Source organism: Micromonospora yongxingensis, from assembly GCF_052601155.1.
In genome coordinates, this window is sequence record NZ_JBQXEO010000011.1 from 91,950 (window position 1) to 104,308 (window position 12,359).

Consider the following 12,359-nt stretch of genomic DNA (forward strand, 5'->3'; position numbering starts at 1 on the left):
CGCCGACACGATAACTCAGACCGTCCCCGCGGCGTCCAGGGCCTTGGCGATGTCGGCCACCAGGTCGGCCGTGTCCTCGGCGCCGCAGGAGAGCCGGACGAAGCCGGGGGCGGTGTCGTCACCCCACTGCGCCCGCCGGTCCGCCGTGGTGTGCAGGCCACCGAAGGAGGTGGCCGCCGCCACCAGCCGGGCGGCGTCGATGAAGCGACTCACCCGGTCGGCGTCACCGAGGTCGAACGAGAGCACCCCGGGCATCCGGCGCATCTGCGCCGAGGCCACCGGGTACGCCGGGTCCTCCGGCCGCCCCGGCCAGCGCACGCCGGTCACGTCCGACCGGCCGGCGAGCAGGTCGGCGACCGCCGCCGCGTTGGCGCTCTGGCGGGCCAGCCGCAGGTCGAGGGTGGCCAGCGACCGGTGGGCCAACCAGGCGTCGAAGGCGCCGGGCACCGCGCCGGTGGTGGTGCGCCAGACCGTCACCGCCTCGATCAGCTCGATTGACCGGCTGGCCAGGTAACCCAGCAGCAGATCGGAGTGGCCGGTGAGCGCCTTGGTGCCGGAGGCGACCACCAGGTCGGCGCCGAGGTCCAGCGGGCGCTGGCCGAGCGGCGTGGCCGTGGTGTTGTCCACCGCGAGCAGCGCGCCGGCGGCGTGCGCCCGCTCGGCCAGGGTGGCCACGTCGACCACGTCCAGGCCCGGGTTGGCCGGGGTCTCCACCAGCACCAGCCGGACGCCCTCCAGCGACGGGTACGGCCCGACGGTCGGGACGAAGACCACCCGCACACCGATCGTCTCCAGCACGCCGGTGGCGAACGCCCGGACCGGGAAGTATCCGTCGGCGGGCAGCACCACGGTGTCGCCCGGGCGCAGCAGGGCGAGGAGCATCCCCGTGATGGCGGCCTGGCCGGTGGCGAAGACCCGGCAGTCACCGCCCTCCAGCTCACCCACGGCCGCCTCCAGCAGCCGCCGCGTCGGGTTGTCGGGCCGGCCGTAGCCGTTCGGCGAGCCGGCCGGACCCTCCCACGGGTCGAGGTGGTACGGCGCGGCGAAGACCGGCCCGGGCAGGAACGGGTCCCCCGGTGCCGGCTCGGGCAGCCCGGCGCGTACGCAGCGGGTGCCGTCCCCCAGATCGGTCATCGGATCCTCACTCGTACGACTCGGGTTTGGCGGTGCGGCTCATCAGGGTCTCCACGGCGAGCCGGGGGTCCATCCCCTCGTGGCAGATCCGCTCGACCTGCTCGGTGATGGGCATCTCCACCCCGTGTGCCCGGGCCAGGTCGCGGATCGCCAGGCAGCTCTTCACGCCCTCGGCGGTCTGCCGCGTGGCGGTCTGGGCCTGCTCCAACGTCTCGCCCCGGCCCAGGTGCTCGCCGAAGGTGCGGTTGCGGGCCAGCGGCGACGAGCAGGACGCCACCAGGTCGCCCATGCCCGCCAGGCCGGCGAAGGTGATCGGGTCGGCACCGAGCGCCACGCCCAGGCGGGCGGTCTCGGCCAGCCCACGCGTCATCAGCATGGCCCGGGTGTTGTCACCGAAACCCATCGCGGTGGCGATGCCGTACGACAGGGCGATCACGTTCTTGACCGCGCCGCCCAGCTCGCAGCCGATCACGTCGTCGTTGGTGTACGGGCGCAGGTACGGCGTCCGTATCGACGCCTGCACGAGCGCGGTGCGGTGGCTGTTCGTGCCGGCGACCACGGTGGCGGCCGGCTGCTCGGCGGCGATCTCCGGGGCGAGGTTCGGGCCGGAGACCACCACCACGCGGTCCGCGGCCACCCCGGCGGTCTCCACGATGACCTCGCTCATCCGCTTGGTGGTGCCGAGCTCGATGCCCTTCATCAGCGACACCAGCGTGGCGTCGGGGTGCAGGTAGCGGGTCCACTCGGCGAGGTTGCCGCGCAGGGTCTGCGACGGCACGGCCAGCACCACCACCTCGGCGCCGGTGATCGCCTCGGCGGCGTCGGCGGTGGCGGTGACCCCGGCCGGCAGCAGCAGGTCCGGCAGGTACTCGGGGTTGCGGCGCTCGTCACGGATGCTGTCGGCCACCGGCGCGCGGCGGGCCCACACCGTCACGTCGCGCCCCGCATCACCGAGGATCTTGGCGAACGCGGTGCCCCAGGAGCCGGCGCCGAGCACCGCGACGTGGCCGTTCACGCCACCGCTCCGCTTCGCCGCGCGGCGGCCTGCCCGACGGTTCGCTCGTTCACGCGGCACCACCCTGCTGCTGATGCTCGGCGGAGGGCCGGGCCGGTCGTTCCCACAGCGGCGGCGGGGTACCGCCGCGGATCTCGGCGAGCATGTCCCGCAGCCGCACCATGATGGCGTCCGTCATCTCCTCGAGGATGGCCCGCGTCGGCGGAGCGCCCGCCCAGCGGCTCAGGTCGATCGGTTCGCCGGCGACCACGGTCACCGGTATCCGCGGGCGCGGGTTGAGCCGGGTGGTCCGCGGGTCGAAGATCCGCTCCGGCCCCCACATCACCAGCGGCACCACCGGCGCGCCCGTGGCCAGCGCCAGCCGGGCGGCGCCGGTCTTGGCCTTCATCGGCCACAGCTCCGGCTGCCGGGTGGTGGTGCCCTCCGGGTAGATCACCACCGCGCCGCCCTCGTCGAGGGCGGCGATCGAGGCGTCCAGCGAGCGGACCGCGTCCACGCTGCCCCGCTCGACCGGGATCTGCCGGCACCGATGCAGGATCCATCCGATCACCGGCACCCGGAACACGCTGGCCTTGCCCAGGTACTGCGGCCACCGTCCGGAGTCGTAGATGAAGTGCGCGGAGACCAGCGGGTCGGCGTGCGAGATGTGGTTCGCCACGATGATCACGCCACCGTCGCGGCCGAGGTGCTCCTGGCCGCGCCAGGTACGCCGGGTCCAGACGGTCATCACCGGCTTCACCAGCCCCACGGCGAACTGTTGCCAGAACCCCAGCCTCCGCCGTGCCACTGTGCCTCCTCGTCGCGCCCCGACCCACCGCCGACCCCGTCCCCGAGACCCGCAGCGGAAATCATGCCTGCTCGCCCCCGGTACGGCCAGCGAGGGTCCCAGCGTCCGGCTGGCAGGATTGCGGGTGTGAGTCAGCCGAGGTGGGCCGTGGTGGTGCCGGTGAAGCGTCTGGCCGCGGCCAAGAGCCGGCTGCGGGGCGCGCTGCCCGGCGTACCGCACGAGGAGCTGGCGCTGGCCCTGGCGGCCGACACGGTCCGCGCGGTGCTGGCCTGCCCGGCGGTCGCCGAGGCCCTCGTCGTGACCGACGACGCCCGGGTGGCGGCGGCGGCACGGGCCGCCGGCGCGCGCGTCCTGGCCGACGAGCCCGACGCCGGCCTGAACGCGGCGTTCCGGCACGGCGCGGCGGGCGCGACCGCCGGATGGGTGGCGGGGCTCACCGCCGACCTGCCGGCGCTGCGGCCGGCCGAGCTGACCGGCGCGCTGCTCGCGGCCCGGTCCGGGCGGTCCGGGGTACGCCGGTTCGTGCCCGACGCCCCGGGCACCGGCACGGTGCTGCTGACCGCGCCGCCGGGCGTCCCCCTCGACCCGCGGTTCGGGGTGGGCTCGGCGGCGGCGCACGCGGCGAGCGGAGCGCTCCCGCTGACCGGCGACTGGCCGAGCCTGCGCCGGGACGTCGACACCGCCGCGGACCTGGCCGCCGCCGCGCTCCTCGGGCTGGGGCCGCGCACCGCCGCGCTGGCGGCCGTGGGCTCCCCGGCGCGCTCCGCGGGCTGAACCGCCCCCGGTGTACGGTGCCAGCATGCAAGGCACGGTGGCCAGCTACGACGCGGCGACGCGCAGCGGTGTCCTGCTGCTCGACGACGGCACCGAGATGCGCTTCCCCGCCCGGGCCTTCGACGCCTCCGGGCTGCGGCTGCTCCGGCTCGGCCAGCGGGTCAGCATCGACACCGATCCCGACGGCGAGGTCGTGCGGGTGACATTGCCGACGATGAACTGAGCCGGCGAGGCCAAGTTCATTTTGCGTTAACCGGAATCGGGTGATTATGAGCGGGTGAGCACCCCTCGCGAGCACCCGGCCAGCCCGCCCGCCACCGACCCCCTCAACGGCACCCGCACGCGCGGTGCCGACGGCCGTTTCCGCCCGACCCGGGCGGAGGGCGCCGGCGCCGCCCGCGCCGACGCGCTCGACACCGACCCGGCCGTGTCGTCCTCGGGCCTGGACGAGGTCCTCGACCCCGCCGTCCCGACCACCGAATCGGACGGCCCTTCTGCCGGCGGGGTGCGGGCGGCCGCACCGCAGGCCGGCGGCACCGATCCGGACGACGAGCCCCCGACACCCACGCCACTGCCGGACGACCGGTTCCTCAACCGGGAGCTGTCCTGGCTCGACTTCAACGCCCGCGTGCTCGCGCTGGCCGAGGACCAGCGCACGCCGCTGCTGGAGCGGGCCAAGTTCCTGGCCATCTTCGCCAGCAACCTGGACGAGTTCTACATGGTGCGGATCGCCGGTCTGAAGCGGCGGCTCTCCGCCGGCCTGCCGGTTCGCGGCGGGGACCGCCTGCCCCTGCGGACCCAGCTGGAAATGATCTCGGAGCGGACCGCCGAGCTGGTCGCCCGGCACGCCGCCTGCTTTGTCGACGACGTGCTGCCCAAGCTGGCCGACGAGGGCATCCGGATCCTGCGCTGGAGCGAGCTGGGCGACGCCGAGCGGGAGCGGCTGCGCACCTACTTCCGCGAGCACATCTTCCCGGTGCTGACACCGCTGGCCGTGGACCCGGCGCACCCGTTCCCGTACATCTCCGGGCGGTCGCTGAACCTCGCGGTGGCCGTCCGCGACCCGGACGGCGGTTCGGAGCTGTTCGCCCGGGTGAAGGTGCCCAACAACGTTCCCCGCTTCGTACGCGTGGACCGGGAGCAACCCGGCGTGCGGATGCTGCCGGTGGAGGACCTGATCTCGGTGCACCTGGGGCAGCTGTTCAGCGGCATGCAGGTCGTCGAGTGCCACCTGTTCCGGGTCACCCGCAACGCCGAGGTGGAGGTCGACGAGGACCGCGACGAGGACCTGTTGCAGGCCCTGGAACGGGAGCTGGCCCGCCGCCGGTTCGGCCCGCCGGTCCGGCTGGAGGCGGCCGCGTCGATCTCCGACCACATGTTGGAGCTGCTCGTCCGGGAGTTGGACATGGACGACCAGGACGTGCTGCGGGTGCCCGGGCTGCTCGACCTCTCGGCGCTGTGGCAGGTCTACGGCGAGGCCGACCGGCCGGATCTCAAGGACAAGCCGTTCGTGCCGGCCACCCATCCCCGGCTCACCGAGGGCGAGGTGCCGCGCAGCGTCTTCTCCACCCTGCGCGACGGGGACATCCTGGTGCACCACCCGTACCACTCGTTCGCCACGAGTGTGCAGCGCTTCATCGAGCAGGCCGCCGCCGATCCGAACGTGCTGGCCATCAAGCAGACCCTCTACCGGACCAGCGGCGACTCCCCCATCGTCGACGCGCTGGTCGACGCTGCCGCCGCCGGCAAGCAGGTGGTGGTGCTGGTGGAGGTGAAGGCCCGCTTCGACGAGGTCGCCAACATCGGCTGGGCCCGCACGCTGGAACGCGCCGGATGCCACGTGGTGTACGGGCTGGTCGGCCTGAAGACGCACTGCAAGACCGCGCTGGTGGTCCGGCAGGAGGGCAACCAGATCCGCCGGTACTGCCACATCGGCACCGGCAACTACCACCCGAAGACCGCCCGGCTGTACGAGGATTTCGGCATGCTCACCGCCGACCCGGAGATCGGCGCCGACCTCACCGACCTGTTCAACGTGCTCACCGGCTACAGCCGGCAGACCGGGTACCGGAGGCTGCTGGTCGCACCGCAGGGCATCCGCAGCGGCCTGATCGAGCGGATCGAGCGGGAGATCTCGCACGTCCGGCTGGGCATGCCCGGCCTGGTCCAGTTCAAGGTCAACTCGCTGGTCGACGAGGGAGTGACCGACGCGCTGTACCGGGCCTCCCAGGCCGGCGTGCACGTCGACCTGCTCATCCGGGGCATGTGCACGTTGCGGCCGGGGGTGCCGGGCCTGTCGGAGAACATCCGGGTCCGTTCGATCCTCGGCAGGTTCCTGGAGCACTCCCGGGTCTTCCGGTTCGGCAACAACGGCGAGGCCGAGTTCTGGATGGGCTCGGCGGACCTGATGCACCGCAACCTGGACCGGCGGGTGGAGGCGCTGGTGCAGGTGAGCGACCCGGTCGCCCGCGCCGAACTGGACCACGTGCTGACCCTGGCGATGAGCCCCGACGTGGACGCGTTCGAGCTGGCCGGCGACGGCACCTGGACCCGGCGTACCGGCGGCGACGAGGCCGCCCACCTCCATCTCCAGGAACTGCTGCTGCGCCGCGTCGGTGGCACCGCCGGCTGACCGGTCGCGGCATAGGCTGAGCTGATGGTGGAACAGGAGCAGAAGTACGAGGTGGACGACGCCTACGTGCTGCCGGACCTGTCCGCCACAGCTCCCGCCGGCGGCCAGGTCCGGGCACTGCCGCCGGTGACGCTGGTCGCCCGTTACCTCGACACGGTCGACCTGCGGCTGGCCCGGGCCGGCGCCTCGCTGCGGCACCGCCGGGGCGACGAGCTGCCCTGGACGGTGAAGCTGCCCACGTCGACGCCCGGCGTCCGGCACGAGATCTCCCGGCCGGGGCCGGTCGGGCAGCCGCCGCCGGAGCTGGTGGAGCTGGTCACCGTGCTGCACCGGGGCGCACCGCTGGTGCCCGTGACGGTGGTCCGGACCGTCCGGCACGCCTGGGAGGTGTGCGACAGGGGCGGCACGGTGCTCGCCGAGGTGGTGGACGACCACGTGACGGTGCTCGACGACTCCGGCGCCACCACCGGGGCCTTCCGGGAGGTGGAGGTGGAGCTGAAGGCCGGCGAGGCGAAGCTGCTGGACCACGTCGGCGCGGTGCTGCGGGAGGCCGGCGCTCGCGGCGGATCGTTCACCCCCAAGCACGTACGGGCGTTGGGCCCGGCGGCACACGCTGAGCCGGACCTGGTCGCACCGGCCGGGCTGACGACCGACCCCAGCGCCGGCGACGTGGTGACCGAGGCGGTCCGCAAGGAGGTACGCCGGCTGCTGGCGCACGACCCGCTGGTCCGGCTGCGTGCCCCCAGTGGCAGCGGCAGGAGCGCCGTCCACCAGATGCGGGTGGCCTCCCGGCGGCTCCGCAGCGACCTGCGCACGTTCGCGCCACTGGTCCGTAAGACCTGGGCCCGCCCGCTGCGCGCCGAACTGCGCTGGCTGGCCGGGGTGCTCGGCACGGCCCGCGACGTCGAGGTGCTGCGCGACCGCCTGCGACGCACGGCGACCGCCGATCCACTCAGCCCGCTCGACCCGGCAGCGGTGGACCGGCTGGACGGGGCACTCGCCGAGCGGCAACGGCAGGCGCTCACCGCCGTCGACGAGGCGCTCCGCTCCGCTCGCTACCTGGCCCTGATGGACACCCTGGTGCTGGCCGCCAGCGCCCCCCGGCTCACCCGCCGGGCCGCCACCCCCGCACGGCAGGCCCTGCCCGGGCTGGTGGCCCGCCCCTGGCGGCGGTTGACCGGGCCGGACGGCGTCGACGCGCTCGACCCGCTGGCACCCGACGAACGCTGGCACGCCGTACGCAAGGAGGGCAAGCAGGCCCGGTACGCCGTCAACGCCGTGGCCCCGGCGCTCAACATGGCGGCGCGCCGACTGGCCCGCGCGCTCGCCGGGGTGCAGGACGTCCTCGGCGAGCACCAGGACGCCGCCGTGGCCGCGGACACCTGGCTGGCCGTCGCCGCCGAACGACCGGACGACCACGACCTGGCCGTCACCGCCGGTCGGCTGGCCGAACGGGAACGCGACACCGTACGCCGGATGCGGGGCCGTTTCCCGGCCGCCTGGCACCGGGCCACGCGGCGACGGCGAACCCGTTGGCTGCCGTGACCGGCATCCGGGCGGCCGGCGGGGTGGCCTGGCGGCCGTCCGCCGACGGCGTGCAGGTCTGTGTGGTGCACCGCCCGCGCTACGGGGACTGGACGCTGCCGAAGGGCAAGCTGGAGCCGGGCGAGCATCCGCTGGCCGCGGCGGTCCGCGAGGTGGCCGAGGAGTCCGACGTCCAGGGTGTGCCGCAGGTGCGGCTGCCGTCGGTGCGCTACCGCAGCGAGGGTCAGCCGAAACTCGTCGACTACTGGTCGATGCTCGCGGTGGCCACCGGTGGTTTCCAGCCCGGCACCGAGGTGGACGACACCCGCTGGCTCGCCGTGGACGACGCGATCCGGTTGGTCAGCTACCCGCACGACGCCGAGGTGCTGGCCGCGTTCGCCGCGCTTCCGCCGGTGACGTCGACGATCGCGTTGGTCCGGCACGGGCACGCCGGCAAGCGGGCCACCTGGACCGGCCCGGACACCGGCCGGCCGCTGGACGCCGAGGGGTGGGCCCAGGCGTACGCGCTGGCCGGGCTGGTGGCGCTGGTCCGACCGGCCCGGCTGGTCTCGGCATCGCCGCGCCGCTGCGTGCAGACCCTGGACCCGGCCGCCGCGCTGCTCGACCTGCCCATCGAGATCTGCGGCGACCTGGACGAGCCGCAGCCGGGCCAGCAGCACGACGAGCAGATCCTCGCCACCGCCGCCCGGCTGATGGAACTGGCCGCCACCGGCGGGCGGGCGGCGGTGTGCAGCCAGGGCAAGGTGCTGCCGGGCGCGTTGGAGCGGTTGACCGGCCGCGACGACGAGGACTTCACCACACCGAAGGGCGGCGGCTGGCTGCTCGCCTTCACCGCCGACCGGCTGCTCGCCGCCGACCGCCTGTAGCGACCGCCTCCGTGCGGCCGCCGCCCTCGTGATCCAGTCGAGATCGCCACAGGGCTCAGCGGGACGGGAGCGCGAGGGTGACCGCCACCGGCAGGTGGTCGCTGGCCGTGCCGCGCGGCGCGACCGGGCCGGTGGCAGTCAGGCCGGGCGAGACGAGGACGTGGTCGATCTGCTGGCGCGGATCGTCGGCGGGGCTGGTCGCCAGCGGTCGCGCGGCCGCCAACGCGTCGACGAGACCGGCGTCGGTGAACTGTCCGAACGCCTCGTCGCCCGGCTCCGTGTTCAGGTCACCGGCCACCACCAGCGGCCGGCCGGCCGCGTACCCCGTGGCGAAGTCGGCGACGGCGCGGGCCTGGACCACCGGTCCCCGGTCGGGCGGTGGTTGCAGGTGGGTGCTGACCACGGCGGTTCGGACACCGTCGCCGAGGTCCAGGGTGACGGCGAGGGCCTGCGCGCCGGTGGGCGCCCCGACGGCGGGCAGCGGCAGAGTTTGTGGATCGGTCACCGGCCAGCGGCTGAGCACGGCGTCACCCCAGACGGGATCGGCGGCCGGCGCGAAGACGTACGGCATGTCGAGCCGGTCGGCCAGCAGGTCCAGCGTGTCGTGGCCGCCGTTGAGTAGCCAACCCCGGTCGACCTCGCTGAGCAGCACCACGTCCGGCCGCTGCCGCTCGACGACGTCGGCAAGTCCGTCCGCGTCGAGACGGCCGTCCAGCCCGAATCCCATCCGGATGTTGTACGCCACCACGGTCAGCCGGTCGGGCGGACCGTCCCGGTTGCCGGCAACGGGCACGTCGTCGGCGAGCAGCGGCGCCAGCAGGGCCAGCACGGTGACCGCGGCCGTGGTCCGCAGTGGCGGTAACGGGGCCGGGGTCGGGCGCGCGGCGGAACGCGCGGCGAGGGCCACGACGGCGACCAGCGCGGCGACCGCCACCGGCACGGCGCCGTTGGGATAGCCGAGATCGTAGGCGGAGTAGTACCCGACGGCTCCCAGCGCGAAGACGACCATGCCGGACGCGACCGCGTACCCCCGACGGCCGGGCCACCGCACGTCCCCCGCCGCGCCGCCGGCCGGCCCGGCACCGCCGGCGGTGTCGGCGCTCACAGCGGCCGTGTCGGCGCTGGTGGCCGTGTCGGCGCTGGTGGTCGTGTCGGTGAGGGCCAGGCAGGCTCCCAGGCCCACAGCGGCCAGCAGGATGGCCGGGACGAGCAGGTCGCCCCGGTCGAGAGCGAACAACAGTGCGCCGGTGAGCAACGCCGCCGGTCCCAGCGGCCGGACCCATCTCCGGCGCGGGCCGGTCAGCGCCGCCAGCAGGAATCCGGCGACCGCCACCGGCACCGGGGCCAGCCCGAACAGCGGAGAGCGGGCCACGCCGTCGCCCGCGACCAGGTACGAGGTTCCGGTCCGGGCCAGCGCCGGGGCGAGTGCCACCATCCCGGCGAGCAGCAGCGCCGGCCCGGCCAGCAGCCAGGCCCTCGCACCGCCGGAACCGGCCGGCTCGCTGGGCAGCGCCGTCCCGAGCAGGAACAGGGCAACCGCGACGACGCTGAGCAGCCAGCCCACCCAGTCGCCCCGCCAGACCAGGTCATGGGTGTCCAGCAGCGCGTGTACGGCCGCGTTGGCCGCCAACCCCAGCGCCAGCCCCGGCACCGGCGCATCGGTGCGGGCGGCGACGCCGACGAGCCAGACCAGACCGGCGAGCAGCCCGGCGGTGGCCAACCAGAGCTGCGGACGTCCGCCGGGGGTGGCGGTGAGCGCGAGCCGGGCGGCAGCCAGCACGACGGCCGCGACGACGGTGACCGGGCGGGCGCCCACCCGCCGGACCAGCGCCGGTGCGGCCAGCGCGAGCAGGAACCAGCCGAGGGCGAACGCGCCCATCAACTCGGCCGGAGTGGACGCGGCCTGACCGAAGATGGTGATGATGCCGGGCAGCCAGACCCGCAGCACGTCGATGAGCAGGATGACGCCCAGCGCGAGCGATCCGGTGGTGAGGTGGCGGTAGCGCACCGGCGCCCTCTTCCCGTCGGCGGACCGGCGGAGGGGGCCGGCACGGCGATTCTGCGCGTGCCCATCGGCCCGGTCAACGGTGTGGTAGCGCCGAAAGGGCGCCCACCCTACGGGTGGACGCCCTTTCCTGCGGGTCTATCAGCGCTTGCTGGCCGCCTTCTTGGCCGGTGCCTTCTTCGCCGGCGCCTTCTTGGCCGCCGCGCTCTTGCTCGCCGTCGCGGTGGTCTTCTTCGCCGCGGTCGACCTGGTCGCCGCGGCGGTCTTCTTCGCCGGGGCGGTCTTCTTGCTGGCGGCCGTCTTGGTCGCCGTGGTGGTCTTGCTCGCCTTGGCCGGGGCGGTCTTCTTGCTGGCGGCCGTCTTGGTCGCCGTGGTGGTCTTGCTCGCCTTGGCCGGGGCGGTCTTCTTGCTGGCCGCCTTGGTGGCGGTGGCCTTGGTGCCCGCCGCCTTGGCGCCCGCCGCCTTGGTCCCGGCAGCCTTGGTGCCCGCCGCCTTTGCGCCGGTGGTCTTGGCCGCCGCGGTGGCGGTCTTCTTCGTCGGTGCCGCGGCCTTCGGCACCTTGCCGCTGGCCACCATCTCCTTGAACCCGGCGCCAGCGCGGAAGGTCGGCACGGACGTCTTCTTGACCTTCACCGCCTCGCCGGTACGCGGGTTGCGCGCTGTTCGCGCACCACGCACACGCTTTTCGAATGCTCCGAATCCGGTGATCGCCACCTTCTCGCCCTTGGTGACCGCCGCCTGGACCTCGGTGAGGACCGCCTCGAGGGCGTTCGTCGCCGTCTTCCGGTCCCCCAGGCGAACGGCGAGCGCCTCGATGAGCTCGGCCTTGTTCACGACTTCCTCCCGATTGTGCAACTGACTCGTCGCGAGCCATTCTGCGCGCACGGTATGCCCTGTGCTGCCGGGACACAAACATTCGGTGGAAAAAAGCCCTTGTGTCGTAACGGATTCACCCCCACCGGTTGGACCGATGGGGGTGGAATCCGGTGTGCGATCGGGCGTACGGCTATGCCACCGACGGCAGGAACGGCAGCCGGCTCTTCTCGTACGCGTCGATGTCGGCGGCGTGCCGAAGGGTGAGTCCAATGTCGTCCAGGCCCTCCAGCAACCGCCACCTGCTGAAGTCGTCCAGTGGGAACGACCAGGTGGCGTCCCCGGCCCGCAGCTGGCGGGCGGTCAGGTCGACGGTGATCGGGGTGCGCGGATCGGCCTCGACCAGGTCCCACAATTCTTCGACGGCTTTCAATTCCAACTCGACCGGCAGCAGGCCCTCCTTGAGTGCGTTGCCGCGGAAGATGTCGCCGAAGCGCGGGGCCACGACCACCCGGAAGCCCCAGTCCCGCAAGGCCCAGACGGCGTGCTCGCGGGAGGAGCCGGTGCCGAACTCCGGGCCGGCGATGAGGATCGACGCCCCGGAATACGATTGATCGTTGAGCACGAATGCCGGATCTTCGCGCCAGGCGCTGAACAGCCCGTCGGCGAAACCGGTCCGGGTCACCCGCTTGAGGTACACGGCGGGAATGATCTGATCAGTGTCCACATTGGAACGCCGCAGCGGCACGGCCGTCCCGGTGTGGGTGGTGAACGACTCCATCTCCTCA

General features: G+C 73.9%; 11 protein-coding genes. 5 read left to right on the forward strand and 6 right to left on the reverse strand.

Annotated features, from left to right (window positions below; genetic code table 11):
- Positions 1–15 precede the first annotated feature (15 nt).
- From ACTWLT_RS15660 to ACTWLT_RS15670, 3 genes are read right to left on the reverse strand one after another with little or no spacing between them, the layout of a single operon-like run.
- On the reverse strand, positions 16–1,134 hold the full coding sequence (locus ACTWLT_RS15660; RefSeq protein ID WP_445319011.1) for a cystathionine gamma-lyase: 1,119 nt from the start codon (positions 1,132–1,134) through the stop codon (positions 16–18).
- A 7-nt stretch (positions 1,135–1,141) separates the two neighbouring features.
- On the reverse strand, positions 1,142–2,149 hold the full coding sequence (locus ACTWLT_RS15665) for an NAD(P)H-dependent glycerol-3-phosphate dehydrogenase (protein WP_445319012.1): 1,008 nt from the start codon (positions 2,147–2,149) through the stop codon (positions 1,142–1,144).
- A gap of 49 nt (positions 2,150–2,198) precedes the next feature.
- Positions 2,199–2,936: a lysophospholipid acyltransferase family protein gene (locus ACTWLT_RS15670; RefSeq protein WP_445319013.1), complete on the reverse strand. Its 738-nt coding sequence runs from the start codon at positions 2,934–2,936 to the stop codon at positions 2,199–2,201.
- A gap of 126 nt (positions 2,937–3,062) precedes the next feature.
- Here ACTWLT_RS15670 and cofC point away from each other — a divergent pair, with 126 nt between their 5' ends.
- From cofC to ACTWLT_RS15695, 5 genes are read left to right on the forward strand one after another with little or no spacing between them, the layout of a single operon-like run.
- Entirely contained in the window at positions 3,063–3,710 is a 648-nt protein-coding gene (gene cofC / locus ACTWLT_RS15675; RefSeq protein ID WP_445319014.1) for a 2-phospho-L-lactate guanylyltransferase, read from the forward strand.
- A gap of 25 nt (positions 3,711–3,735) precedes the next feature.
- A complete protein-coding gene (locus tag ACTWLT_RS15680) occupies positions 3,736–3,933 on the forward strand; it encodes a cold-shock protein (RefSeq protein ID WP_252416756.1) in 198 nt (65 codons plus the stop codon).
- Between the two features lie 54 nt (positions 3,934–3,987).
- Positions 3,988–6,342 carry an RNA degradosome polyphosphate kinase gene (locus ACTWLT_RS15685; RefSeq protein WP_445319015.1) on the forward strand — a complete coding sequence of 785 codons (2,355 nt, stop codon included), beginning with the start codon at positions 3,988–3,990 and terminating at the stop codon, positions 6,340–6,342.
- 24 nt (positions 6,343–6,366) lie between these two features.
- The gene (locus tag ACTWLT_RS15690) at positions 6,367–7,887 is read left to right on the forward strand and encodes a CYTH and CHAD domain-containing protein (RefSeq protein WP_445319016.1); all 1,521 of its coding nucleotides are present in this window, start codon (positions 6,367–6,369) and stop codon (positions 7,885–7,887) included.
- On the forward strand, positions 7,875–8,753 hold the full coding sequence (locus ACTWLT_RS15695) for an NUDIX hydrolase (RefSeq protein ID WP_445319017.1): 879 nt from the start codon (positions 7,875–7,877) through the stop codon (positions 8,751–8,753). The genes ACTWLT_RS15690 and ACTWLT_RS15695 overlap by 13 nt, the downstream gene beginning before the upstream one ends.
- Before the next feature lie 55 nt (positions 8,754–8,808).
- Here the strand turns inward: ACTWLT_RS15695 and ACTWLT_RS15700 are convergent, their stop codons facing one another.
- The 3 genes from ACTWLT_RS15700 to leuD form a co-directional block, all read right to left on the reverse strand.
- On the reverse strand, positions 8,809–10,761 hold the full coding sequence (locus ACTWLT_RS15700) for an endonuclease/exonuclease/phosphatase family protein (RefSeq protein WP_445319018.1): 1,953 nt from the start codon (positions 10,759–10,761) through the stop codon (positions 8,809–8,811).
- A gap of 138 nt (positions 10,762–10,899) precedes the next feature.
- Entirely contained in the window at positions 10,900–11,592 is a 693-nt protein-coding gene (locus ACTWLT_RS15705) for an HU family DNA-binding protein (RefSeq protein ID WP_445319019.1), read from the reverse strand.
- A gap of 172 nt (positions 11,593–11,764) precedes the next feature.
- Complete coding sequence (gene leuD / locus ACTWLT_RS15710; protein ID WP_445319020.1) at positions 11,765–12,352, reverse strand: 3-isopropylmalate dehydratase small subunit; 588 nt, start codon at positions 12,350–12,352, stop codon at positions 11,765–11,767.
- Between the last annotated feature and the right edge of the window lie 7 nt (positions 12,353–12,359).